20 protein-coding genes are annotated in these 24029 nt (G+C 66.3%); 14 read left to right on the top strand and 6 right to left on the bottom strand.

Annotation, left to right across the window (positions count from 1 at the left end; translation table 11 throughout):
* Positions 1 to 2: 2 nt before the first annotated feature.
* A complete protein-coding gene (eccA, locus tag ACZ60G_RS34245; RefSeq protein ID WP_465815446.1) occupies positions 3 to 1823 on the bottom strand; it encodes a type VII secretion AAA-ATPase EccA in 1821 nt (606 codons plus the stop codon).
* Positions 1824 to 2094: 271 nt separating this feature from the next.
* Between eccA and eccD the strand changes: the two genes are divergently transcribed.
* The 3 genes from eccD to eccCa are packed head-to-tail and all read left to right on the top strand — an operon-like array spanning position 2095 to position 9082.
* On the top strand, positions 2095 to 3570 hold the full coding sequence (eccD, locus tag ACZ60G_RS34240; RefSeq protein ID WP_465815389.1) for a type VII secretion integral membrane protein EccD: 1476 nt from the start codon (positions 2095 to 2097) through the stop codon (positions 3568 to 3570).
* On the top strand, positions 3567 to 5018 hold the full coding sequence (gene mycP / locus ACZ60G_RS34235) for a type VII secretion-associated serine protease mycosin (RefSeq protein ID WP_465815388.1): 1452 nt from the start codon (positions 3567 to 3569) through the stop codon (positions 5016 to 5018). Before eccD ends, mycP begins: the two co-directional genes overlap by 4 nt.
* Positions 5019 to 5026: 8 nt before the next feature.
* Complete coding sequence (gene eccCa, locus ACZ60G_RS34230; protein WP_465815387.1) at positions 5027 to 9082, top strand: type VII secretion protein EccCa; 4056 nt, start codon at positions 5027 to 5029, stop codon at positions 9080 to 9082.
* On the opposite strand, the gene ACZ60G_RS34225 is transcribed toward eccCa, so the two are convergent.
* Both ACZ60G_RS34225 and ACZ60G_RS34220 read right to left on the bottom strand, forming a co-directional pair.
* Entirely contained in the window at positions 9064 to 9669 is a 606-nt protein-coding gene (locus tag ACZ60G_RS34225; RefSeq protein ID WP_465815386.1) for a GNAT family N-acetyltransferase, read from the bottom strand. The two genes, eccCa and ACZ60G_RS34225, sit on opposite strands and share 19 nt — an antisense overlap.
* 30 nt (positions 9670 to 9699) lie before the next feature.
* Positions 9700 to 10509 carry a GntR family transcriptional regulator gene (locus ACZ60G_RS34220; protein ID WP_465815385.1) on the bottom strand — a complete coding sequence of 270 codons (810 nt, stop codon included), beginning with the start codon at positions 10507 to 10509 and terminating at the stop codon, positions 9700 to 9702.
* Positions 10510 to 10722: 213 nt separating this feature from the next.
* On the opposite strand from ACZ60G_RS34220, the gene ACZ60G_RS34215 reads away from it, so the two are divergent.
* Entirely contained in the window at positions 10723 to 11184 is a 462-nt protein-coding gene (locus ACZ60G_RS34215) for a DUF4254 domain-containing protein (protein WP_245721274.1), read from the top strand.
* 73 nt (positions 11185 to 11257) lie between these two features.
* On the opposite strand, the gene ACZ60G_RS34210 is transcribed toward ACZ60G_RS34215, so the two are convergent.
* The gene (locus ACZ60G_RS34210; RefSeq protein WP_465815384.1) at positions 11258 to 11530 is read right to left on the bottom strand and encodes a hypothetical protein; all 273 of its coding nucleotides are present in this window, start codon (positions 11528 to 11530) and stop codon (positions 11258 to 11260) included.
* Positions 11531 to 11748: 218 nt separating this feature from the next.
* Complete coding sequence (locus tag ACZ60G_RS34205; RefSeq protein ID WP_465815383.1) at positions 11749 to 12180, bottom strand: VOC family protein; 432 nt, start codon at positions 12178 to 12180, stop codon at positions 11749 to 11751.
* Between the two features lie 100 nt (positions 12181 to 12280).
* On the opposite strand from ACZ60G_RS34205, the gene ACZ60G_RS34200 reads away from it, so the two are divergent.
* Positions 12281 to 13255 (top strand): GlxA family transcriptional regulator, encoded by a 975-nt coding sequence (locus ACZ60G_RS34200; protein WP_465815382.1) that lies wholly within the window; start codon positions 12281 to 12283, stop codon positions 13253 to 13255.
* 262 nt (positions 13256 to 13517) lie between these two features.
* Here ACZ60G_RS34200 and ACZ60G_RS34195 read toward each other — a convergent pair whose 3' ends face one another.
* A complete protein-coding gene (locus ACZ60G_RS34195) occupies positions 13518 to 17606 on the bottom strand; it encodes a nucleotide-binding protein (protein ID WP_465815381.1) in 4089 nt (1362 codons plus the stop codon).
* A gap of 237 nt (positions 17607 to 17843) precedes the next feature.
* Here ACZ60G_RS34195 and ACZ60G_RS34190 point away from each other — a divergent pair, with 237 nt between their 5' ends.
* The 9 genes from ACZ60G_RS34190 to truA all read left to right on the top strand — a co-directional run bounded on the left by ACZ60G_RS34190 (position 17844) and on the right by truA (position 24022).
* Positions 17844 to 19103 carry an MFS transporter gene (locus ACZ60G_RS34190; RefSeq protein WP_465815380.1) on the top strand — a complete coding sequence of 420 codons (1260 nt, stop codon included), beginning with the start codon at positions 17844 to 17846 and terminating at the stop codon, positions 19101 to 19103.
* Positions 19104 to 19289: 186 nt separating this feature from the next.
* A complete protein-coding gene (infA, locus tag ACZ60G_RS34185) occupies positions 19290 to 19511 on the top strand; it encodes a translation initiation factor IF-1 (protein WP_003418601.1) in 222 nt (73 codons plus the stop codon).
* 116 nt (positions 19512 to 19627) lie between these two features.
* Positions 19628 to 19741: a 50S ribosomal protein L36 gene (rpmJ, locus tag ACZ60G_RS34180; protein WP_040686659.1), complete on the top strand. Its 114-nt coding sequence runs from the start codon at positions 19628 to 19630 to the stop codon at positions 19739 to 19741.
* A 175-nt stretch (positions 19742 to 19916) separates the two neighbouring features.
* Entirely contained in the window at positions 19917 to 20288 is a 372-nt protein-coding gene (gene rpsM / locus ACZ60G_RS34175) for a 30S ribosomal protein S13 (RefSeq protein ID WP_062983099.1), read from the top strand.
* 10 nt (positions 20289 to 20298) lie between these two features.
* The gene (rpsK, locus tag ACZ60G_RS34170) at positions 20299 to 20712 is read left to right on the top strand and encodes a 30S ribosomal protein S11 (protein ID WP_014349147.1); all 414 of its coding nucleotides are present in this window, start codon (positions 20299 to 20301) and stop codon (positions 20710 to 20712) included.
* Between the two features lie 20 nt (positions 20713 to 20732).
* Positions 20733 to 21338 carry a 30S ribosomal protein S4 gene (rpsD, locus tag ACZ60G_RS34165; protein WP_327095488.1) on the top strand — a complete coding sequence of 202 codons (606 nt, stop codon included), beginning with the start codon at positions 20733 to 20735 and terminating at the stop codon, positions 21336 to 21338.
* Positions 21339 to 21445: 107 nt separating this feature from the next.
* Positions 21446 to 22504 (top strand): DNA-directed RNA polymerase subunit alpha, encoded by a 1059-nt coding sequence (locus ACZ60G_RS34160; protein ID WP_040686662.1) that lies wholly within the window; start codon positions 21446 to 21448, stop codon positions 22502 to 22504.
* Between the two features lie 49 nt (positions 22505 to 22553).
* Entirely contained in the window at positions 22554 to 23081 is a 528-nt protein-coding gene (gene rplQ / locus ACZ60G_RS34155) for a 50S ribosomal protein L17 (RefSeq protein WP_465815379.1), read from the top strand.
* Between the two features lie 134 nt (positions 23082 to 23215).
* On the top strand, positions 23216 to 24022 hold the full coding sequence (gene truA / locus ACZ60G_RS34150) for a tRNA pseudouridine(38-40) synthase TruA (RefSeq protein WP_465815444.1): 807 nt from the start codon (positions 23216 to 23218) through the stop codon (positions 24020 to 24022).
* The last annotated feature ends 7 nt before the right edge of the window (positions 24023 to 24029 follow it).

Raw genomic sequence — 24029 nt, 5'->3', positions numbered from 1 at the left:
TTTCAGACGCCGAGCGAAGCTAACACACCGGTGAGCGCGGCCTGCATATCCGGCGCCTCGATGCGCATGAGCACCGTCTCGTCCACCGCGCTCAGATCCAGCGATTCGTCATTGGCCAGGCGGAATTCGCGTTCCTCTTCGGCGGATTCGATGATGTTGCGCACGAATCGACCGTTGCCCGCGAGATCGATGCCACGCCGCGGCTGCCCGCTCTGATCGACGCGCTCGGTCTCGTACAGCCGCCCGCACGCCTCGATCAGCAGTTCCATTGCCCCCTCGGACAACTCGGAATCGCGTGAGCGGGCGATCAGGCTGCCGATCTGGCCGAGTTCGGTCGGGGTGTAGGACGGGAACTGCAGGCGTTTGGCGAAACGTGAAGCCAGACCGTCGTTCGCGGCGAGCAGCCGGTCGATCTCGCCGTCGTAGCCCGCGATGATCACCACCAGCCGGTCGCGGTCGTTTTCCATCCTGGCCAGCAGCGTATCCACCGCCTCGCGGCCGAACGCGTCACCGCCCTGCAGACCGGTCTGGATCAGCGTGTATGCCTCATCGATGAACAGCACACCGTCCATCGCGGTATCGATCAGCTTGTCGGTCTTGATCGCGGTGCCGCCGAGATTCTGGCTGACGAAGTCCACGCGCTTGGCCTCGACGACCTTATCGGTCTTGAGAAGACCCACGCCGCAATAGATCTTGGCCACCACCCGGGCGATGGTGGTCTTACCGGTGCCGGGTGGACCGGTGAAGGCCAGGTGGTTGCCGCGGGCCATGCTGGCCATACCCTTCTCGGCCCGGATCTTGGCCAGCTGCGCGGTCGCCTGCAACTTCGCGACCTGTGTTTTCACCGATTCGAGGCCGATCTGGGAATCCAGTTCGGCGCGCGCGTCGGCCAGGATCTTCTTGGCGCGGTCCTCGGCGTCGGCGGTCTGCATCGCCTCCACCGAGGGCGCCGAGGCCGGATCCCAGCGGTCGGTGCGCGCATCGATCGACTCCTTGGTGGTCACCGTGAGCCGGTAGGTGCGATCGCGCATGGCTGCGGTATTGGCGGCGAAATCCGGTGCCTGCGAATACACCTTCTCGAAAAGGGCCTGCGCCTCGGCCTCTTTGCCGTTCTCGCGCAGGCACAGGCCGCGGCAGAACATGGCGGTGGTCCGGGCCGCCGGGATCGGGCCCGCCTCGGCCTGTTCCATGCGCCGGATTGCCTCGCCGAACAGGCCGAGCTGGGCGCAGGCCGAGCCGACCATCACATGCGCGCCCGCCGCCAGATACGGGTCGTCCCATTCGGCGGATCCGGCGAGCACGGCCATCACATCGGGCCAGCGCTGGGTGTTGAAGTGCAGTACGCCACGGATATACGCGCAGATCCGGTCGTCGATCTCCCGATCGGTATCCGAGAGCATCGAGGCGCGATGGGTGGCGAGTTCGTCGAGCACCCGTTCGGCCTCGTCGTACTCCTTCTCGGAAATCAACTGGGCCGCTTGGGCCAGCCAGATTTCGGTGTAACCGGCCAGCGGGTAGTCGATGTACAGCCCGGCCAGGAAGCGTCCGGCCAATGCCCGCGGCGCCAGCCCCAACCGGCGTTGCTCGCGGAAAAGTGTTGTCCCACTGTTCTTGTACAGGTTGTAGAGCACCTCGGTGGTGACTTCACCCGCCGCGGCCCGGCCCAGCCAGGCGTCGCACATCGTCGGGTCCCACTCGGTGGCACGCTGAAACGCCAGTTTCGCGTACTCGAGATCGCGAGCCGATTCCTGTCCGTCGATGGTCAGGCCCAGCGACAGGATTCCGGCGTCGAAGGCCCGTTGTGCTTGGCGGTTGCCGGTCATTGCTGTCAAACCCCGAAGTGTTGGTTGGAGCTATCTTTTATTGTTGCGCGATTGTCCGCGTGCATCTTCCGACCAGCTTAGCGATCGCGTCGGCTCGGCTCGTCCGATAGATTATGTTTTGCTACCGATAGGTTGCAAAGTGCGCGACGACCACATGCGACGGGGGAACGTTCGTGCGAGAGTGGATCCGAGTCGTAGAGTTGGTTCGACAGGTAGGAAACCGGGCGCAAGTGTTTGGATCGTTCCGTAAAGAGCTGGGATCGGTGCGCAATTGACCGAACCGTTGAGCAGCGGCACCCGCGCCGCCGAACCCGAACTGTGCCGAGTCTCCGTCATCGGGGGAAGTACCCAGGTCGATGTCGGGCTTCCGGCGACCGTGCCGATCGCCACATTTATCGGTGATCTCGTCTCCCTGATCGAATCGCGCAATTCCGATGTGGTGGAGAGCGACGACGGCGGCACCCCACTGCATACCGAACATTGGACCCTGGCCCGGCTGGGCCGTGACGCCATCGCACCGAGCCGCAGCCTGACCGAGGCCGAGGTGTTCGACGGCGAACTGCTGGTGCTGCGCTCGGTCACCGCGAAGGAATCGCCCGCGCTCTTCGACGATGTCATCGATGCGGTATCCCGGCTCACCAGTGCCGATTTCCGTGGCTGGTCGCCCACTGCGGCCCGTTGGACGGGTCTGGTCGCCGCGGTGTCGGCGGTGCTGCTCGCGCTGCTGGTGCTCGCCGCTGGGCATGCGCACGGCGGTGGTCTGGCCGCGCCGTTCCTCGCGACCGGAGTCGCCATCATCGCTGCCGTCGCCGCGGGCATCGCGGCACGTCAGTACGCGGATCAATTGACGGCTACCTGGTTGTCACTGTGCGCGCTGCTGTTGTTCTTCGGCGGCGCAGCACTATTCGTGCCAGGCGATCTCGGCAGTCCGCATCTGCTGCTCGGCTGTTCGGTCACGCTGGTGGCCGCGGCTGTGATCTATCGCGCCACCGCGACCGGTGCCGCGCTCGCCGCGTCCGCGGTGACCGTCGCGCTGTTCGGCGGAATTGCCGCGCTCGTACGGATGATCTGGGATTTCGACCTGCCCCAGATCTCCGCCGCCATCCTGGTGGTGGCCATCACACTGATCTCCGCGGTGCCGCGGCTGGCGGCGGTGCTGGCCCGGCTGCCGATCCCGCCGGTGCCGACCGCGGGTGGCGCGATCGATCCGGCCGATCACGAACCGCGCCCGACCATCGAGGGCATCGGCGCGATCGGCGCGACCGCATTGCCCTCGGCCGCCGGACTCGGTGAGCGGGCCAGGGCCGCCAACCAGTACCAGACCGGCATGCTCATCGCCTGCGCCATTGCCGCGGTCATCGGTGCGCTCGGCGCCGCCGATCCACTGGGATCCGCACGCTGGCAAGGAATTACGCTCGCCGTCATCGCAGCGGTGATCATCAGTCTGCGCGGCCGTTCCTTCGCCGACCTGGTGCAGGCCGGTGCGCTGATCGCGGGCGGCTGCGTCATCGTCATCGGCCTGATCACCGGACTGGCCTTCGGCAATTCGGATCTGCTGCTGCTCGCGGGTGTGCTGCTGCTGGCCGTCGCGGCGGGTGTGCTGGTGCTCGGCGTGATCGGTCCGCACCTCGAGGTGACGCCGGTGACCCGCCGCGCCATGGAGATCGCCGAATATCTGCTGATCGTCGCGGTGATCCCGCTGGTGCTGTGGATCATGGGAGTTTATTCGATGGCCAGGAACATATGACTGCTCGGGCGAGTAAGCCCGGCTGGCGGCGCGGAACCGGAATCGTCTGCGCCGCAGCGGTTCTCGGCGCATCTGTGCTCGGTTGGTCCGCGCCGGCCGCTGCTGTCCCGCCACCGAGGATCGACCCGGGTGCGCTCGGACCCGCGCAGGCGCTCAGCGGTCGGCCCGCGCCTTTGGAGCCGACCGAGCAGAAGGTCGTCTGCGCCGAACTGTCGCTCATCGGTGGCCCGCTCGCGGAGTCGCCGCTGCCGCAGCGTGTGCTCGATCTGCCAGCGGCTTGGCAATTCAGTCGCGGTGCGGGACAAAAGGTTGCGGTCATCGATACCGGCGTGAATCGGCATCCGCGACTGCCCGCACTGCAAGCCGGCGGCGACTATGTCTCGGACTCCGACGGCACCGTCGACTGCGACGGCCACGGCACCCTCGTCGCGGGCATTATCGCGGCGCGCCCCAGCCCGGACGATGCCTTCGTCGGTGTCGCGCCCGATGCCGAGGTCCTCACCATCCGCCAGTTGAGCACGCACTACGAGCGCAAGGATCGCGCGGGCGGTGATCAGCCGCCGGATGCCATGGTGCGCTCCGGTTACGGCAGTGTGCTCGCCTTGGCCGCCGCGGTGGTTCGCGCCGTCGATATGGGCGCCACGGTTATCAATATTTCCGAAGTCTCCTGCAGCGCAGCCGGAACCGACACCGCCGACGTTCCGCTCGGTGCCGCGGTGAAGTACGCCTACGACCACAATGTGGTGGTAGTCGCCGCGGCGGGCAATGTGGAGAACGGCGGCGCATGCGAGAAGCAGAACGACGGTGACGGCTGGGACAGCGTGCAGACCATCGCGAGTCCCGCGTGGTTCCAGCCCTACGTCCTGACCGTGGCCTCCATCGATCCGAACGGCTCGCCGTCGGCGCTGTCGCTGCACGGGCCGTGGGTCGGCGCCGCCGCTATCGGGCGCAATATCGTCTCGCTCGACAATAGGCCGGGCGGCACCGGACTGGTCAACGGCGCGGTCACCCAGGAGGGCACTGGAACCATCCAGGGCACCAGTTTCGCCGCACCCTATGTCGCCGGACTCGCCGCACTGGTCCGGTCCCGATTCCCGGAACTCACTGCCGGACAGGTGATCGACCGAATTACCCGCACCGCACAAGAGCCCGGCCCGGGCCGCGACGATCGGGTCGGCCACGGCCTGATCGATCCGCTGGCCGCACTGACCGCGCAACTCCCGGATAAGCCGGTGAGCGTCGGCGCCGATGTCCCACGTGTGATGGCGGCGCCGGTACATCCGGCCGGACCCGATCCGCTGCCGCGCCGTATCGCGATCATCGGCTCGGTCACCTGTCTGATCGTGCTGGGACTCGGTGCGGCACTGTCGATTCCGTTCCGGCGCGCTCGCGGTTCCGGCGATCTCGAGTCCGCCGGCGATCTCGAGTCCGAAGTAACAGAGCAGTAGAGGGACCCATGGCTACCGAAGGTTTCGTGCGCCGCCCCCGCATCGCCCCGCCACGCGCGCCGGGCGGTGAGGTGGCGTTGAATTCACCGCCGGAGATCCAGCGGGCCCTGCCGGGGCCACTGATCATGAAGTTGATGCCGGTGATCATGGTGGTCGCCGTCGTCGGCATGATCGCGATGATGGTGATGATGGGTCGCAACCTGCTCGCCAACCCGTTCATGATGATGTTCCCGATGATGATGCTCATGTCGTTGGGCGGCATCATGCTCGGCATGCGGGGCAACGGCCCCAAGGGTGCGGGCGAACTCAACGAGGAGCGCAAGGACTACTTCCGCTATCTGGACCAGATGCGCAAGGACGTCCGCCGCACCGGCAATAAGCAGCTGGAATCGCTGATCTGGAGTCATCCGGAACCGATCGATCTGCCGTCGGTGGTCGGCACCCGCCGGATGTGGGAGCGCAGGCCGAACGATCCGGACTTCGGACATGTGCGGGTCGGGGTGGGCAGCCACCGGTTGGCGACCAAGTTGGCGCGTCCGGAAACCGGCCCGCTGGAGGATCTGGAGCCGGTCTCCACCGTGGCGTTGCGCCGTTTCGTACGAACCCATTCGGTGGTGCACCAACTGCCGACCGCAGTGTCGCTGCGCGCTTTTCCCGCCATCAATATCGGTGGCAATGCCGAGGAAGCCAGGATGCTGGCGCGCGCGATGCTGATGGAGCTCACCGCATTTCACGGACCCGACCACGTCGCGGTCGCCATCGTCTGCGCTGATCCGGACGGTCCCGCCTGGGAATGGGCGAAATGGCTACCGCACCTGCAACATCCGACCGTTCGCGACGGTATGGGCTCGGCCAGAATGATGTACGGCTCACTGGCCGAACTCGAAACCGCACTCGCCTCCGAGCTGCTCGAACGCGGCCGCTTCATGCGCAATCCGCAACCGACACAGGGCCGCTTGCATCTGGTGGTCATCGTCGATGACGGCTACGTCAACGGCACCGAACGCCTGATCAGCGAATCCGGTCTGGATTCGGTCACCGTGCTCGATCTGACCGCACCCGAGAACGGCCTGGCCGCCCGGCGCGGTCTCCAATTGGTCGTCGGCGACGGTGCGGTGAGTGCGAAAAGTGCTGCGGGAACCGAGAAATTCGCCACCGCTGACGAAGTGAGCGCGGCCGAATCCGCCTCCTTCGCCCGCAGCCTGGCCCGATTCCGGATCGCGACGGCCGCACAGATCGTCAGCCTCGGCGACGGCACCAGGACCGATCCGGGACTGATGGCGCTGCTGAAGATTCCGGATGCGGCGCAGATCGAACCGTCGCGGGTTTGGCGTCCGCGCACCGCGCGTGAGCGGCTGCGGGTGCCGATCGGCGTCACACCCGACGGCACCCCGGTCGAAATCGATATCAAGGAATCCGCCGAGAGCGGTATGGGTCCGCACGGATTGTGCATCGGCGCAACGGGTTCGGGTAAATCCGAATTCCTGCGCACGCTGGTGCTTTCCATGGTGACCACGCACTCGCCGGACGCGCTGAACCTGGTGCTCGTCGACTTCAAGGGCGGCGCGACCTTCCTCGGCCTCGACTCGCTGCCACACGTCGCCGCGGTCATCACCAACCTCGAGGAAGAACTCTCGATGGTGGACCGCATGCGGGACGCGCTGGCCGGTGAGATGAACCGCCGCCAGGAATTGCTGCGCGCCGCAGGCAATTTCGCCAATGTCACCGACTACGAGAAGGCTCGCGCGGCGGGCGTCGCGCTCGACCCGCTGCCCGCATTGTTCGTCATCGTCGACGAGTTCTCCGAATTGCTCTCGCAGAAGCCGGATTTCGCGGATCTGTTCGTGATGATCGGCCGCCTCGGCCGCTCACTGCACGTCCATCTGCTGCTGGCCTCGCAGCGACTCGAGGAGAACAAGCTGCGCGGGCTGGACTCGCACCTGTCCTACCGAATCGGTCTGCGCACCTTCTCCGCCAACGAATCCCGCGCCGTGCTCGGCATCACCGACGCCTATCACCTGCCCGGCATTCCGGGCTCCGGCTACCTCAAGAGCGATGCCGACGATCCGTTGCGGTTCAACGCGACCTATGTCTCCGGTCCGTATGTGTCACCTAGCGGCAGCCGACAGGTGGACGGCCGGGTGGTCGGCGGTCAGTCGCCGACGGTGTTCACCGCGGGACCCGTCGAGGCAAAAGAGCGGCCCGAACCGGTGCGGATGGAACTGCCCGATCTGCCCCCGCCTCCGGGTGCCGAGCCGGAAGAGGCGGAGCCGCTGGGCGGCGGCGTTCCGGAGACGCTGCTCGAGGTTGTCGTGAAACGCCTTACCGGACACGGCCGTCCGGCGCACGAGGTGTGGTTGCCGCCGCTGGACGAATCGCCGACGGTGGATATGCTGCTGCCCGATCCGGATTGGCGTTCCCCGGTCAACCGGCACGGCCAGCTGTGGATGCCGATCGGCATCATCGACAAACCCTACGAACAGCGCCGTGACGTGCTGACCATCCAATTGGCCGGCGCCCAAGGCAATATCGCGGTCGTCGGCGGTCCGCAGTCGGGTAAGTCGACCACCATCCGCACGATCGTCATGGCCGCCGCGGCGACGCACAGCCCCGAACAGGTCCAGTTCTACTGCCTCGATTTCGGTGGCGGCAGCCTCGCCGGCCTGTCCGGTCTGCCGCATGTCGGTTCGGTCGCGGGCCGCCTGGATGGCGATCGGGTGCGCCGCACGGTCGCCGAATTGACCACGCTGATGCGCCAGCGCGAGGAGCGCTTCGCCGAACTCGGCATCGAATCCATGGTGGAGTTCCGGCGCCGCAAGTACTCCCAGATGGAGGCCCGGCTCATCAATGGGACCGAGGCCGATCCCAACGATCCGCTTGCCGCCGACCAATTCGGCGATGTCTTCCTGGTCGTCGACGGCTGGGCGGCCATGCGCGAGGAGTTCGACGCCGTCGAACCGCAGATCACCGCCATTGCGGCACAGGGGCTTTCATACGGCATCCACCTGATCATCGGCGCCGCGCGCTGGGGCGAGATCCGGCCCAATGTGAAAGATCAGATCGGCACCCGCGTCGAGCTGCGTCTCGGTGACCCGACGGATTCCGAAATGGGTAGGCGCACCGCCGCTCTGGTGCCGGTGGGTCGTCCCGGTCGCGGTCTCACGCCCGATGAACTGCATATGCTCATCGCCCTGCCCCGGCTCGATTCCGATTCCGATCCGCAGACCCTGGCAGAGGGCGCCGCCCAGGCCAGAGACCAGATGCAGCAGCAATATCCGGGCCGACGCGCCCCCGAGGTGCGCATGCTGCCATTGCAGATCAGTCGCGACGAGGTCGTGGCGATCGCGCGCAAACACGAGGTCGAACTCGGCCCGACCAAGGTGCTGGTCGGGCTCGGTGAGAACGAATTGGACCCGTTCGTCCTGGATTTCGGCCAGGAGCCGCACTTCATGGCCTTCGCCGACGTCGAATGCGGCAAGACGACACTGCTGCGCAATATCGCCATGGGCATCACCGAGAACGCGACACCGGAGCAGGCCAAGATCATCCTGATCGACTACCGCCGCGGCCTGCTCGGCGTCGTCGACGAGGCCCATCTCGGCGGCTACTCCACCTCATCGCAGACCTGCGGACCGATGGTCAACGAGCTCGCCCGCTACATGTCCGAGCGCATCCCGGGCTCCGACATCACCCCGCAGCAACTGCGCGAGCGCAGTTGGTGGACCGGACCCGAAATCTATCTGCTGATCGACGATTACGACATGATCACCGCTGGCATCAATCCGCTGCTGCCACTGCTGGAGTACCTGCCGCAGGCCCGCGATATCGGTCTGCACGTGGTCGTCACCCGACGCACCGGCGGCGTTTCGCGCGCGCTCTACGACAACGTGCTCGGCGGTATGAAGAACCTCTCCGTCGATGCGCTGATCATGAGCGGCCCCAAGGACGAGGGCAAGCTGATCGGTGACGTCCGTCCGATGAAGCTGCCGCCCGGGCGCGGCATCCTGGTGTCGCGCAATCGCGGTCAGGAGATGGTGCAGATCGCCTATCTGCCGCCGCTGTGAGCCTCCGGCGTGGGCTGTGACGCCGACTGCGGCACGTGGGTCAGCACCGGCGTCATCGGCTCGAAGGCCCAGCTGTCGGAGCGGCGCTGGAACAGCGCGCGGGACGGTCCCGAGGTGGCCGGGCCCGCGATCCTGGCCAGGTGGAAGCCTTCCCTGCGGTAGTAGTCGTGCAGATCGGTATTGGTGGTCCAGGCGTCCAGCCGGACCCAATGGCGTTGTCGTTGGCGCGCAAGCGATGCGGCGTGGGCCAATAGGCGGTGGCCGACGCGCTGGCCGGCGAAGCGTACGTCGACGATCATGTAATGAACGATCACCGCGTCGGCCAGCTCCCATGGCGACCACAGCCCCGGATCCGAGCGGTCGTTGACGGTGATCGTCCCGGCCGGTTCCCCTGTCACCTCGGCAATCCAGGTTTCGCCCGCGTCCAGCGCTTCGCCGACCGCCTGCGCGAAGATCTCGATGGGCAGGCCGCGGCCCGCGACGGTCCACTGATCGGTGCCGCGCGCGGTGAGCCACGCGGTGCGCTGGATCCGGAGTCGACAGATGGTGCCGAGATCACTCAGAGTCGCCGGGCGGATGATTTTCATGACTGCACCGTATTCATGGCGGAACGTTTTTCATGGCAACGAGATACCCGGCCGGTAGGAGATGCCGAGCGTGTGTCGGATCACGTTGCTGCCCTGGTCGTCGCCGAGTTCATAGGCCAGCCGGTTGCGAGTGGCGATCGACCGATGCCGGGTGGCCCTGGTGATGCGCTCGTGGTTGGCGCCGATGCGTAGATGGTCCAGCAGAATGGTGCCGGTCGCGACGCCGAGCACGATGGCCTCCTCTGCACTGGCCGGGCGGGCGACGAGTGTGTCGCGGTGCGCGGTCTCGGCGTGGCCGCGGTCGGCCAGTCGGCGTGTCGTGCCCTCCGGAATATCGTGTGGCGAGTCGATACCGGTCGCCTCCGCCAAGTCCCGTGGATAGAAGCTGACCTCCCACGACCACGGCTCGTTGTCCAAGAACTGGACGACCGTCCTGGCCAGCACCCAGGAATCCTCCGGCACACCCAGCCAGTGCGCCACCTCCGGATTCGCGGGTTCCATCTTCGCGCTGAACTCCTTGGTCGGTTCGCGATGTGCGGCGCGCGCGATCTCTTCGAAGATATCGTGGGCCGATTGCGGACGATCTGGACGAATATGGTCGGTGACAACCGATTCCAGGACTTCTTGGTTTCGGACGATGGTGCCACGGGAAGTAGCCGTGTAGACCAAATTTTCGGTGACCAAGACCTGAATAGCGTTGCGCGCGGTAGTGATCGAAACCTGCATTTGATCGGCCAGCTCGGTATGGCTGGGCAACCGATCGCCCGGATTCCACTTGCCTGCGCGGATCTCCTCGCGGAGGAGGTCTGCGATCCGGAGATACGTCGGACCGTCCGCCATCTTGCTCCTCGGTCAGTCGTGCAGGTAACGAAGTATACTCTTCGTCACACCCTACGGCCGGGTAACGCTTGACAGGTGCCTTCAGAGGTTTATTGTAATGAACGTCCTGATCCAGGTGTTGTGCGGCGATGACGGCGAGGCAACGTGGCAGGTTCGGATTCATCAACGGTTGTGATGGCTCTTCCCGGCACACCGAGGTGTGTCGATTCGACGGTGCAGTCCTTGACTCCCGGGCTACTTCCGACGTCGGATCTACTTGTTCGGGCGTGTCGCGGTCACCGAGTTGTCGGTGGTCCGCTGCTCTGGTTCGCCCGTGATCTGGCGATTCTGCATGAGAAGCGACTCGTCGGTCGTGGCGGATCGGTATCGACCGATCCGGCGACGATCCTCGAAATCGAGCGTCGCAGAATCGAATTGGTCATGGCTATCGACGATTGGGTGGCGCGCAGCGTGCCGCAGCACCGGCTCGGCGCGACGCTACACACCGAAACCGTGGGCTCGGTCATCGACCGGATCGCGGAATCCTCGGTGCGCGCCCACCACGCGTTGATGACCCTGGACGCCCACGACGAACAGCTACACGTCGCGTGGCATCATCTGGCCGAATTGGCCGATGCCTATGACGATTTGGTGCGCGATGTACTCGCGGGACGGCGGCGACTCCCGGAGTGGTGACGACCCGGGTTGACGAGGGGCCGTGGCTTCCCACCGGGTAGCCACGGCCCCTTGCCGATTCGCGGTGGTCGGCTCACCGATGTCTGGTGTTGGGTGATAGGCACCAGCGCCCGTCCTCGGCCTCGCGAACCAGATCGCCGTAGACGATCGACAATTCGGCCAGTCGCGTCCATGTCGCGTGCATATGTTCGCTGGTCAGATCATCGGTCATCAGCAGGTGGAAGGCGCGGTCGGCCGTGGCCGCGATGCGATCGATGATGTCGCCGAGTTCGGCGTCGTGCCGGTCGGCGGTGCGTAGCGTCAGGTGCTCGGTTGCCCAGGTATTGATATTGGCAACCAATTCCATTCGGAGACAGTCGATTACGGCAGCACACCGGGGATGCTCGCGTCTTATGCGGTGCAACCGGACCAGATCACGCGACCATCGGCAGACATGTCCGCGGACCTGTTTTCCGCTCAGCGCGCACAGTAGTTCGCTGGTGCTCGGCAGTGCGGAGCCGGCATTCGTGCGCACCAGCGCCGGAGTCCGACGGAATGTCGGATTACTACAGTGCGCCGGCGCGTTCACAGCGGTGCGGTGAGCTCGAGGTGGATACCGTCGGGATCGCTGAAGGACAGGATCGCGATGCCGAGCCCGTCCAGCGGCGTGACCTCGCCGTGTTCGATTCCGGCCTCGGCCAAACGGGCGGCGGTACGGGTGAGTTCGTCGACCGAGGGCACGGTGAAGCTGAGATGGTCCAGTCCGACGCGTTCGGAATCGAATTTATCGCTCGGTTCGGCCACCGGTCGTAGTCCGAACAGCATTCCGTTCGTTTGGAATACGACGCCGCCGTAGAACTGGGCCGGATCGGTGCGTACCTGCGGATCTTCGGGCCGACCAGGCGATTCCACCGCGATCTCGAAACCGAGCACGTCGCGATAGAACGCCTTGGAGCGATCGATATCGGTCACGGTCAGGCGGATGTGGTGGATACCGGTGGTTTCGACGATCGTCATATGAACTCCGCAGGGCAGGCCGAATAAGTAGTACGAACAGTAAGCCGCTTATTCCGCAGTTCCGAGTGTCGGAAACGACATATTCAGTACTGTTTGCGACATGGATGTTGCGGTCTTCGTGCAGGACGGCGTCGCGGACCTCGGACTCACCGCCGTGCTGGAGACCTTCGCGACCGCAAACGGACTACGCGAGGAACTGGATACGGCTCCCGATCCATGGCGGGTGCACATCGTCGCCGATGGCGAACAAGTGCTTACAGCGCACGGTTTGCGCGCGCAGACGACACCGATAACCGAACTGCCCGACGATGTCGGTCTGATCGTCGTCCCCGCAACGCGCGTCCTGGATGCGGATGGGCTGATCGGCGTGGTCTCCGCACCCGCGAATCGGCCGGTGCTGCAACTGATGACGCGGGCCTACGAATCCGGCGCGCACCTCGCCGCGGCCTGTACCGGCACCTTCTATCTGGCCGAGGCGGGTGTGCTGGACGGTGTCGTGGCGACGACGAGTTGGTGGCTCGGCCCGGCCTTTCGGCGCCGATATCCGCGCATCGACCTGGACGAGAGTCGAATCCTGTGCCGGGCGGATCGGCTCACCACCGCGGCGGCCTCGCTATCGCATATCGACCTCGCGCTGGCGCTGATCGCCGCGCAGAGTCCGACCCTGGCCGAGCTGACCGCCCGATATCTGGTGGTCGGTGATCGCCGATCGCAGAGCGACTCCGCGATTCCCGAGGTGATCGCCCGCAACGACTCCCTGGTCGCCGCATTCGAGCGCTGGGTGCGCGACCACGTCGCCGACCAATTCCGCATCGCCGACGCCGCGCATCTGCTCGGCGTCACCGAACGCACGCTACAGCGCGCCACCCAAGCCGAAATCGGAATGTCGCCACGGGATTTCGTGCACGAGGTCCGATTGGAACGCGCCACCCAACTGCTGCGCACCACGACCTTGACCATCGACGCGATAGCGATCAAGGTCGGCTACCTGAACGCGGGCACACTGCGCGGCCTGTTCCGCCGCCGTCGCGGGCGGTCGATCGCAGAGGTGCGTGCGTCCAGATTGTCCTGGTGAGACGCATGGTTACAGCCTGGGTGACGACGACGGAGCGAGTGTTTCGACCGGCGTTCGCGGGCAGTCCGACGTCCCCGCGGAGGCGCGGACCCGGTCCAACGGGGCAAGCGCCCGGCAGCGATCAGGCACGCGGTACCGCCGGACCCACGCCGACGGGGCAGGCTCTCGTCGGGCGACCAGATGCCGTGGCCATCGCTATGGCTCGGGCACAGGACGCGTCAGGGAAGCCGCGAACACGCAGCGCTGTACCAACCGGTGCCGGTCAGACGCTATAGCGGCGGTGATCGATGCCGAATTCGTCTGCGACCGTAGCGGCCAATTCGACGTACGCGCGTTTGGTGGTCTTGTGCAGGCGGTGCAGATCGATCTCGGCGCCCTCGGACAGGTGCGAGTCGTACGGAACGATGTGCACCGCGCGGCAGCGCGACAGGAAGTATTCGCGCAGCTGCTGGATGCCGACATTCGGGGAACCCTCACGCGGCAGGTTGATCACCACGACCGCATTGCGGACCAGATGATCGTGGCCGTGCAGGGACAACCAGTCGAGCGTCGCCGCCGCACTGCGCGCGCCATCGATCGCGGCCGAGGAGATCAGTACCAGCGAATGCGCGAGGTCGAGCACGCCGCCCATCGCCGAATGCATCAGTCCGGTACCGCAGTCGGTCAGGATGATGTTGTAGAACCGCTGCAGGATGCGCGCGACCGCGCGGTACTCCTCGTCGTTGAACGCCTCCGACGCCGCCGGATCCCGTTCGCTGGCAAGCACTTCCAATCGGCTGGTGCCCTGCGAGGTATGCCTGCGCACATCCGAATAGCGCTGGATCGCGGGATCCAGCAAGAGATCGCGCACGGTCGAGCGGGTCTGCAGCGGCACCCGCTGCGAGAGCGTGCCGAAGTCCGGATTGGCATCGACCGCGATCACCCGGTCACCACGGATGGAGGCGAAGATCGAACCGAGACCCATTGTCGTGGTGGTCTTTCCGACACCACCCTTGAGCGAGAGCACCGCGATCCGATAGTCACCGCGCACCGGCTGCCGGATCCGCGCCACCAACTCCTGTAGCCGCAACTCCTCCGCGGACAAGCCGGGATTGATCGCGCCACCAGATACGTGATGCACGGCCTTGCGCCACCCACTGCCCGGCGATTTCTTTGCCCGGCGCAACGGCACGTCATCGAGTGAGGGCTGCGGTCCATGCGGATGCTGCGGCTGATACTGCGCACCCGGCTGATACCCGGGCGGCGTTCCACCCGGTTGTCCATAACCCGGAACGGCAGGCGGTTGCCCGTACCCGGCCTGCGGATCCCCGACAGGTGGCCGCCCGTATCCCGGATGCGGATCCCCAACGGGCGCTTGCTGTCCCATCGGCGACGGCGCATAACCGTGACCCTGCTGCCACTGGTCGGCAGGCTGCTCACCGGTCGGCGACTGCTGCCCCAACGCAGCCCGCGCCGCCGGATTCTGCCAGTGCTCACCCTCGGGCGCCCGACCGATCGGCGGTTGCGCATAACCAGGCCCACTCCGCCACGGCGCGCCACCCGGCGCTTGCCCCGGCTGCTGATACCCAGTTCCATTGCGCCACTGATCATTCAGCTGATCGCCGCCGGGCGCTTGCTGGCCCGCCGCAGGCCGGACGAATCCGGCCGCGTTGCGGTCGCCATTCTGCGCATCCGCACCAACGGATTGTCCTGCGTCGACCGCATTGTGACCTGGTTCGCCCGCCCCATACGGTCCCGACAGCTCGCCGGTCGGCTGATCGCCGGTCCCATCGCTCGGACGCACGGCGCCATCGCCCTCGGCTGCACCCGCCGCGCCCGCATCGATCTCCAACGGCACTCGATGACGCCCACCAACGGCCGCCGAACCACCCGCTGTCCCAGGCTCGGGGTGCGCAGCCCAACCAGGCGCCGCCAACCCCTGATCCTGCTGCGTCCGTCCGGATTCCGGCTGTGCGGCAGCATCATCGGGCCCTATCGGCCCGTCGATCCCAGGTCCCTGTGACGTCGACCCCGGACGACCGAAATCGTCGACCGGGGCCTGCGATCCCGGTCGGGAGTCCGAGCCCGGATCCATCGACCCGCCCGCCGACCCGACGCCGGGATGGGTAGCCCAGTCGGGTACCGCCCCGCGATCCGGTTGCGGCTGCTGCCCCCATACCGGCTGTGCCGGTGCACCACCGGTGCCGGTCGGGCCGTGGGAATCGGGTGCCTGCGGTGCGCGGGGTGGCCTGGTGAAGTCGCCGCCAGGAGCCTGCGGTGCGGCGGCCGGGCCACGGAAGTCGGTGGCAGGTGTCGATGTCTGCGCGGTGATCGGTGCCGAATCCCGGGTGTGATCACGCTGAGCCGGTCCGTATTCCGATGACGACGGGGCGATTGGAACCGGCGCCGCGGATGCACCCGCCCGCCTGGTTGGGTCGACGGTCGCGGAATCGAAAATCGGTGTCGCACCATGGGATTCCGAGCGATCACCCGTCGCGGCCGCCGTCGGCTCCGCAGCAGTCGCTGTGCCATTTTCGGTGTGCTCGATGCCGGGCACCTGTGGCAGGTCCGGACGACCTGCTTGGTCTTGCTCGTTCGCGATCGCCTCGGTGCCGGGACTCCCCGTCGCGGGACCAGTCGACGCCATACCGGCGTCGGCCCCCTGATGTGCGTCGAATTCCCCTGGCGCCGGGGGCAGTTCGGGCCGCTGACCGACCCGCGCGGTCGCCTGCTCGGGAGCGGGCGGGCCCTGGGTCGGCGCCGGAGGCGGAAGCCAAGCCGGTGGCCCATCGGCATCACTCGAAACCGGTGTACCAGTCTCGTCGTGTAGTGATGGTGGGCGGTCGGCACCGGGCGGAAGCCCCTCATCGTGCCGGTGTCGTTCGCCGCCGGTTCCGGGGGAGCCGAGCGGGACTGCTTCGTCCAGGCGTGTGGCGGGGTCAGCGGTCCCACTGTCGGCCGATGGACGCGGCTCCCCGACTCGCTGCGGTCGGCTCTCGGTGCCCGATGCGCCGGTCGAGTGTGGTTCGTCGTGGCGTGCGGCCGGGGCATCGTTTCCGGGCGAGGCCGCCGGACGCGGCTCGTGTCGCGAGAGCGGGTCGTCGGCTGGATGGGAGCCCTGTGGGTGTGCTGGGTCGTATTGCGACGGCGGGCCGTCAGTGCGATGTACAGCCGGTGGGCGCGGCGCGTCGTGTGGTGGCGGGGGAGCGAGATGGCCGCTGCCCGAGTGCTGTTCGGCAGCAGGCGTGGGTTCGGGCCGTGTCGGAGCCGCTGGGGTGTGCGGTCCCGTACCTGCGACTTCGGAGCTCGGGCGGGCCTGCTCGGTGCGCGGAGTGTCGAGCCACGGCGGGGGCCCGTCGGGATCTTCGGTCGTCGACAGCTCACCGGTCGGCGGCTGCGCGGGCGTGGCGGGCGAATGTGGTTGTGCGGCAGCCTGGTTCGGCGGTGGGGGCAGGTCGGGACGCGACCGGTAACGCACCGTCTCCTCGACCGACGCGGGCGTTTCTGTGGCAGCAGTCGGTTGGATAGCGCCTGACTGTTGGGTAGCACCCAGGTGGTCGGTGTGGCCTGAATGATGGGTGGCGGGCGGCTGCGGGGATACCAGGGGTTGGGAAGGGGGTGTCGGGGGCCTGCTGCCGAGGGGTTCGAAGGCGGCGGAGGGTTGGCGCGGGTTGCGGGTTGGCAGCGGCTGCCCGCCCTGCCACGCGTTGTCCGGGCGCGCCGAACCCTGCAACGGGACGTCTTGGCGGGCGTGTGGGCCGAAGTCATGGCGCGCATCGGGTTGCGGGGGGCCTTGCCTGCGCGGGTCGCCCAGCTCCGGGCCGTGCTGTGATTCGGGGCCACCATGCGGCTCGGGCCCGCGATAGGCGTCGGGTCCGTGCTGTTGTGCGGGGCCGCCGTATGGTTCGGGCCCGCTGTGCGATTCGGGTCCGTGATAGGCGTCGGGTCCGTGTTGTTGTGCGGGGCCGCGATACCCCTCGGGTCCGTGCTGCTGCTCCGGTCCCCGATAAGCGTCCGGTCCGCTGTGATGCTCAGGTCCGCGCAAGCCATCCGGGCCGCTCTGAATATCCGGCCCGCGGTGCAGTTCGAAACCCGGCCCGGACAACTCGCGTGGACCGCGGCCCTGCGGGCCGGACTGTTCCTCGGGCTGCTCGTCCTTACCCTTGCGTCGACCGAAGCGGCGCTTGTCCCGGCGCCCGGCTTCGGGCCGCTCGGTCTCGGGAGCGCGCTTGGAACGTCCACGCCGGGAAGGCGCTTCGTCGATGAGGTCCTCGTGTGGCAGGTTCTGAACGGGCGCTTCGTAGCCGCCGGTGACGTCACTTTCCGACAGCCACGGAGGCAGCATGGGGAGGCTGTCGTTATTACGGCTCACACGTCCCCCTTGGATCTGCTCGACCTATATCTGGGCTGCGGTTAGTTTACGCGACGACTCGCGCCCATCATGGCTGGGGAGTGGGCCGAATGACCGGTTTCCGAACATCCCCTCGGCGGGTTCCGTTGGCTCCCTGTGCACCTCGTCGGCAAGGAGGCGGAAAATACGCGGCGTTGCGCGGTGGCGCGCAACCGGCGCGGCCGATTGCCGCTTCTGCCTTCTCAGGAGTAGGACGAAATGACGACAGCAGTCGACTACGGTCGCGAGGATCTGCGGCTCGACGAACTTCCGGTCCGGCCGATCCACCGCAGACTCGTCGCTCTGGTCGGCGCCGGACTGTTCTTCGATCTCTACGAACTGTTCCTGGCCGGGACGATCACCGGCGTACTGAAGTCCGAACTGCATCTGTCGACATTCCAGCTGAGCGGCATCCTGGCCTCGGCCTTCGCCGGTCAGTTCCTCGGCGCGCTGGTCATCGGCTGCCTCTCGGACATCTTCGGCCGCCGTCGCATGTTCATGGTGAATATCGCCCTGTACTCCGGTTTTACCCTGCTCGGCGCGTTCAGCCCGACCGTCGTCTTCCTGATGGCGACCAGATTCCTGGCAGGGCTCGGCATCGGTGCCGAGATGACGGTCTCGGATACCTATCTCTCCGAGGTCGTGCCGCCTTCGGTCCGCGGCCGCATGATCGCGATGGCCTACACCATCGGCTTCTGCGCCGTGCCCACCGTCGGTTTCCTGGCCAAATGGCTGGTTCCCTTGCAGCCCTTGGGGATCGACGGCTGGCGCTGGCTGTTCGTGCTCGGCGGGCTCGGTGCGGCCGTGGTCTTCGTGGCGCGCAGGCAGATGCCGGAGTCCCCGCACTGGCTAGCCGGGCAGCGGGAGAAGAAGGAGGCGGTGCCGTTCCGTGCCATTGTCCGTCGCGAATACCGCGGCCGCACCGCACTATTCGCGACGGTGATGATCCTGCAGGTCTTCGGCTACTACGGTTTCGGCACGCTGGCCGTCCTGGTCTTGCAGCACAAGGGTTTCGCGGTGGTGGCCTCTCTGGGCTACCTGGCCATTACCTATCTCGGTTATCCACTCGGTTCGCTGCTGGCCATCCCGCTGATGGAACGCGTCGAGCGCAAACACCTGCTGATGGCCACCGCGGGCCTGATGGCCGTGTTCGGCCTGACCTTCGGCTTCGCCACCAGCGTCGCGCTGATCCTGATCTCCGGCGGCCTCTACACCCTCGCGAGCAACGTCTTTTCCGACGCGCTGCACACCTACCTGCCGGAGTCCTTCCCGACCAGCGTGCGCGGCACCGCATCCGGCGCGACCTATTCACTGTCGAAGGTGAGCACCGCCGTGCTTCCGTTCGTCCTGCTGCCGCTGCTCGACAACCACGGCTCCGGTGCGGTCTTCACCGTGATCACGGCGGCGTTGGTCACCATGATTATTTTGGTGGCGGTCCGGGGTCCGCGCACCGGCCGACGCGCGCTGGATGCGGAATAATAGGCGGTTGCGAATGCGATGAACAGGGCGAATTGGCCTGCCCGCAATTAAACCGGTAAGCTTGGTCGGCGGTGCACCTACGCGCCGACTGTTTGCATGCCGCCGATCGGGACGACCGATGGGTACATGGAAGCAGATACAAGGCAATCAAACCAGGTTTGAGCATAAACCGGGATCGCGGAGGACATGGCGAAGAAAGACGGGGCCATCGAGGTCGAGGGTCGAGTTGTCGAGCCGCTGCCCAATGCGATGTTCCGGATCGAGCTCGAGAACGGACACAAGGTTCTCGCGCACATCAGCGGAAAGATGCGGCAGCACTACATTCGCATCCTTCCCGAGGACCGTGTGGTCGTCGAGCTCTCGCCCTACGACCTGTCGCGCGGCCGCATCGTTTACCGCTACAAGTGATCACGCCCGCGAGGCGTGACCATCGAGCCACAAGGCTCACCACAGAGACTTCCCCAGTCGTCGGCTGGGGAAAAACTGTGTTCACACCCGTGTGAACCGAACAAGATTGGACGGACGTGAAGGTTCAGCCGAGCGTCAAGAAGATCTGCGAGAAGTGCAAGGTGATCCGCCGTCACGGTCGGGTCATGGTGATCTGCGAGAACCTGCGCCACAAGCAGCGTCAGGGCTGAGTTCGCAGCACCAGCCGGGCACCGATCACTGATCGGCTTGGCCAACTGAAGAAGACCTCCCAGCGCCAGCGGGCACACACAGTGCCCGCCTACCCCCGGACCGGAGGCCGGGGCCCCACCAAGACGAGGGGACGGACAGGGAGCAGACCTCCGCAACGATTAAGGAACCTGCCACATGGCACGTCTCATGGGCGTTGATCTTCCGCGCGAAAAGCGCATGGAGATCGCGCTGACCTACATTTTCGGCATCGGCCGTACCCGCGCCAAGGAGATCCTCGAGGCGACGGGCGTCAGCCCGGACCTGCGCTCGAAGGACCTCAGCGACGAGCAGGTCACGCAGCTGCGTGACTACATCGAGGGTTCGGCCCTCAAGGTCGAGGGTGACCTGCGCCGCGAGGTGCAGGCCGACATTCGACGCAAGATCGAGATCGGCTGCTACCAGGGTCTGCGCCACCGTCGTGGCCTGCCCGTGCGTGGCCAGCGCACCAAGACCAACGCGCGCACCCGCAAGGGCCCGAAGCGCACCGTCGCAGGCAAGAAGAAGTAGGGGATAAAGGATGCCTCCGAAGAGTCGGGCCTCCGGCCCCAAGAAGACCCAGAAGTCGCGTCGCCGGGAAAAGAAGAACGTCCCGCACGGCCACGCGCACATCAAGAGCACGTTCAACAACACGATCGTGTCGATCACCGACCCGTCCGGCAACGTCATCTCGTGGGCGTCCTCGGGCCACGTCGGCTTCAAGGGTTCGCGCAAGTCGACCCCGTTCGCCGCGCAGCTCGCCGCCGAGAACGCTGCCCGCAAGGCGCAGGAGAACGGCGTCAAGAAGGTCGACGTGTTCGTCAAGGGCCCGGGTTCGGGCCGCGAGACCGCGATCCGTTCGCTGCAGGCCGCAGGCCTGGAAGTCGGCACGATCTCCGATGTCACCCCGCAGCCGCACAACGGCTGCCGTCCGCCCAAGCGGCGTCGCGTCTAGCGGGAAAGGAATAACGAAAAATGGCTCGTTACACAGGCCCTATCACCCGCAAGTCGCGTCGTCTGCGGGTCGACCTCGTCGGAGGCGACCAGGCGTTCGAGCGTCGTCCCTACCCGCCGGGCCAGCACGGCCGCGCGCGGATCAAGGAGAGCGAGTACCTGCTCCAGCTGCAGGAGAAGCAGAAGGCGCGCTTCTCCTACGGCGTCATGGAGAAGCAGTTCCGCCGGTACTACGAAGAGGCCAACCGCCTCAAGGGCAAGACCGGTGACAACCTGCTCCGTCTGCTCGAGTGCCGTCTCGACAACGTCGTGTACCGCGCCGGTCTGGCCCGTACCCGTCGGCAGGCTCGCCAGCTGGTCAGCCACGGTCACTTCCTGGTGAACAACCGGGCCGTGAACGTCCCCAGCTTCCAGGTCACCCAGTACGACATCATCGATGTCAAGGAGAAGTCGCTGGGCACGCTGCCGTTCCAGGTCGCGCGTGAGACCGTCGGCGACCGTCCGGTTCCCGGCTGGCTGCAGGTCATCCCGGGTCGTCTTCGGATCCTGGTGCACCAGGTCCCGGAGCGCGCTCAGATCGATGTGCCGCTGTCTGAACAGCTGATCGTCGAGTACTACTCGAAGTAATCAGCTTTCACGCTGCTGGTGCGTGATCGTCTCTATCGGGGCGATCACGCACAACCCCCAAGACGTGGGCGTCAAATAGTGGGCGCCCGTACAGGAGGATGATCCTAATGCTGATTTCACAGCGTCCGACGCTGACCGAAGAGGTCGTCGCCGAAAACCGCTCGAAGTTCACCATCGAACCGCTCGAGCCGGGCTTCGGTTACACCCTCGGCAACTCGCTGCGGCGTACCCTGCTGTCCTCGATTCCGGGGGCCGCGGTTACCAGCATCCGCATCGACGGCGTCCTGCACGAGTTCACCACCGTTCCCGGTGTGAAGGAGGATGTCACCGACATCATCCTGAACCTCAAGGGTCTGGTCGTGTCCTCGGAGGAGGACGAGCCGGTCACGATGTACGTGCGCAAGCAGGGCCCGGGCACCGTCACCGCCGGTGACATCGTGCCGCCTGCCGGTGTTGTCGTGCACAACCCGGATATGCACATCGCCACCCTGAACGACAAGGGCAAGCTGGAGATCGAGCTCGTCGTCGAGCGCGGTCGCGGTTACGTCCCGGCGGTGCAGAACAAGGCGTCCGGCGCGGAAATCGGCCGGATCCCGGTGGATTCGATCTACTCGCCGGTGCTCAAGGTGACCTACAAGGTGGAGGCCACCCGTGTCGAGCAGCGCACCGACTTCGACCGTCTGATCCTGGACGTGGAGACCAAGAACTCCATCACCGCCCGGGACGCGCTCGCTTCGGCGGGCAAGACCCTGGTCGAGCTGTTCGGCCTGGCCCGTGAGCTCAATGTCGAAGCCGAAGGCATCGAGATCGGCCCTTCGCCGGCCGAGGCGGATCACATCGCCTCGTTCGGTCTGCCGATCGAGGATCTGGACCTCACCGTCCGGTCCTACAACTGCCTCAAGCGCGAGGGCGTGCACACGGTCGGCGAACTCGTCGCCCGCACCGAATCGGATCTGCTGGACATCCGTAACTTCGGCCAGAAGTCCATCGACGAGGTCAAGGTCAAGCTGCATGCGCTCGGCCTCTCGCTGAAGGACAGCCCGGCCTCGTTCGATCCTTCGTCCGTGGTGGGTTACGACGCGAGCACCGGAACGTGGAGCGACAGCGGCACGTTCAGTGACACCGATGGCGGCGAGCAGGACTACGCCGAGACCGAACAGCTCTAGGCCGCTGGGGTAGGCACCCCGGCGCGGCCTCACACAAGGAGAACAAACAATGCCCAAGCCCAAGAAGGGTGCCCGCTTCGGCGGGTCGGCGTCGCACCAGAAGGCGATCTTCGCCAATCTGGCCACGGCGCTCTTCGAGCACGGTCGTATCACGACCACCGAGGCCAAAGCCAAGGCGCTGCGCCCCTACGCCGAGAAGCTGGTCACCAAGGCGAAGGCCGGCACCCTGGCCGACCGTCGCGAGGTGCTCAAGGTTATCCGCAACAAGGATGTCGTCCACGAGCTCTTCGCCTCGATCGGTCCGTCGTTCGAGGACCGCGAGGGTGGCTACACCCGCATCACCAAGACGCTGCCCCGCAAGGGTGACAACGCGCCGATGGCGGTCATCGAGCTGGTCCGGGAGAAGACCGTGACCAACGAGGCCGACCGCGCTCGTCGCGTTGCCGCGTCCAAGAAGGCCGAGGCGCCCGTCGCCGAGACCGTGGTCGAGGAGCAGGCCGATGAGGCCGTCGCCGAGACCGTCGAGGCCGAGGCCCCCGCTGCCGACGAGGCCGCTGAGGACAAGAAGGACGCCTGACGCTCGCGTTGGAGTTCTCGAACGAGCCCGCCGCCCCTGCTGGGTCGGCGGGCTCGTTCGTATCTATTAGGAGATCGCCTGTGACCGAAGAGGATTCGACCGTGCGGTCGACGGCCGCTGCCGACTCGGTTCGAATTCGGCTCGATATCAGTTATGACGGCACCGATTTCATCGGGTGGGCGCGACAGCCCGGTCTGCGCACGGTGCAGGGCGTGCTGGAAGAGTCGCTGAGCAAGGTGTTCCGGGAGCCGATCCAATTGACCGTCGCGGGCCGCACCGATGCCGGTGTGCACGCCGAGGGGCAGGTCGCGCATTTCGATACCGGCGCTGAACCGGATGCGGCCAAGCTCATCCATCGCATGGCACGATTCCTCCCGAAAGACGTGCGGATCAAGGATATTCGAGTCGCTCCGCCCGAATTCGACGCACGCTTCTCGGCGATCCGCCGCCACTACGTGTACCGGCTGACCACCGCACCTTATGGGGCCGAGCCGCTCCAAGCTCGCAGTGTTGTCGCCTGTCGTCACGACGTCGATCTCGAAGCCATGCGCGCAGCGTCGCGAAAGTTGTTGGGCCTGCACAACTTTGCCGCATTCTGCCGCCGCCGCGATGGTGCGACCACCGTCCGTGAACTTCAGCGCTTCGACTGGGAGCACGATGGCGACCTGCTCACCGCCTATGTCAGCGCGGATGCGTTCTGCTGGTCCATGGTGCGCAGCCTCGTCGGCGCGGTGCTCGCGGTGGGGGAGGGGCGTCGCACGCCCGACTGGGTCGCCGCGCTACTCAACGAAACCCAGCGCTCCAGCTCGGTCACCGTGGCGCCCGCACACGGCCTGAGTCTCGTCGCCGTCGACTATCCGGACGATGCCGCCCTCGCCGCGCGCAATGCCGAAACCCGCGAAATGCGTACTGTCCCAACCGAAGGCTGCTGCGGCGGCTGAGCTGACG

Source organism: Nocardia sp. NPDC102475 (genome assembly GCF_055584605.1).
Note: the sequence above shows the minus strand (reverse complement) of the source record. Positions and strands in the feature narration are given on the sequence as shown.

Excerpts from the sequence above, each read along its gene's own strand:
- eccA (WP_465815446.1), bottom strand. The coding sequence starts at position 1,823 with ATGACCGGCAACCGCCAAGCACAACGGGCCTTCGACGCCGGAATCCTG.
- mycP (WP_465815388.1), top strand. The coding sequence starts at position 3,567 with ATGACTGCTCGGGCGAGTAAGCCCGGCTGGCGGCGCGGAACCGGAATC.
- eccCa (WP_465815387.1), top strand. The coding sequence starts at position 5,027 with ATGGCTACCGAAGGTTTCGTGCGCCGCCCCCGCATCGCCCCGCCACGC.
- ACZ60G_RS34225 (WP_465815386.1), bottom strand. The coding sequence starts at position 9,669 with ATGAAAATCATCCGCCCGGCGACTCTGAGTGATCTCGGCACCATCTGT.
- ACZ60G_RS34220 (WP_465815385.1), bottom strand. The coding sequence starts at position 10,509 with ATGGCGGACGGTCCGACGTATCTCCGGATCGCAGACCTCCTCCGCGAG.
- ACZ60G_RS34210 (WP_465815384.1), bottom strand. The coding sequence starts at position 11,530 with ATGGAATTGGTTGCCAATATCAATACCTGGGCAACCGAGCACCTGACG.
- ACZ60G_RS34205 (WP_465815383.1), bottom strand. The coding sequence starts at position 12,180 with ATGACGATCGTCGAAACCACCGGTATCCACCACATCCGCCTGACCGTG.
- ACZ60G_RS34200 (WP_465815382.1), top strand. The coding sequence starts at position 12,281 with ATGGATGTTGCGGTCTTCGTGCAGGACGGCGTCGCGGACCTCGGACTC.
- ACZ60G_RS34190 (WP_465815380.1), top strand. The coding sequence starts at position 17,844 with ATGACGACAGCAGTCGACTACGGTCGCGAGGATCTGCGGCTCGACGAA.
- infA (WP_003418601.1), top strand. The coding sequence starts at position 19,290 with ATGGCGAAGAAAGACGGGGCCATCGAGGTCGAGGGTCGAGTTGTCGAG.
- rpsM (WP_062983099.1), top strand. The coding sequence starts at position 19,917 with ATGGCACGTCTCATGGGCGTTGATCTTCCGCGCGAAAAGCGCATGGAG.
- rpsK (WP_014349147.1), top strand. The coding sequence starts at position 20,299 with ATGCCTCCGAAGAGTCGGGCCTCCGGCCCCAAGAAGACCCAGAAGTCG.
- rpsD (WP_327095488.1), top strand. The coding sequence starts at position 20,733 with ATGGCTCGTTACACAGGCCCTATCACCCGCAAGTCGCGTCGTCTGCGG.
- ACZ60G_RS34160 (WP_040686662.1), top strand. The coding sequence starts at position 21,446 with ATGCTGATTTCACAGCGTCCGACGCTGACCGAAGAGGTCGTCGCCGAA.
- rplQ (WP_465815379.1), top strand. The coding sequence starts at position 22,554 with ATGCCCAAGCCCAAGAAGGGTGCCCGCTTCGGCGGGTCGGCGTCGCAC.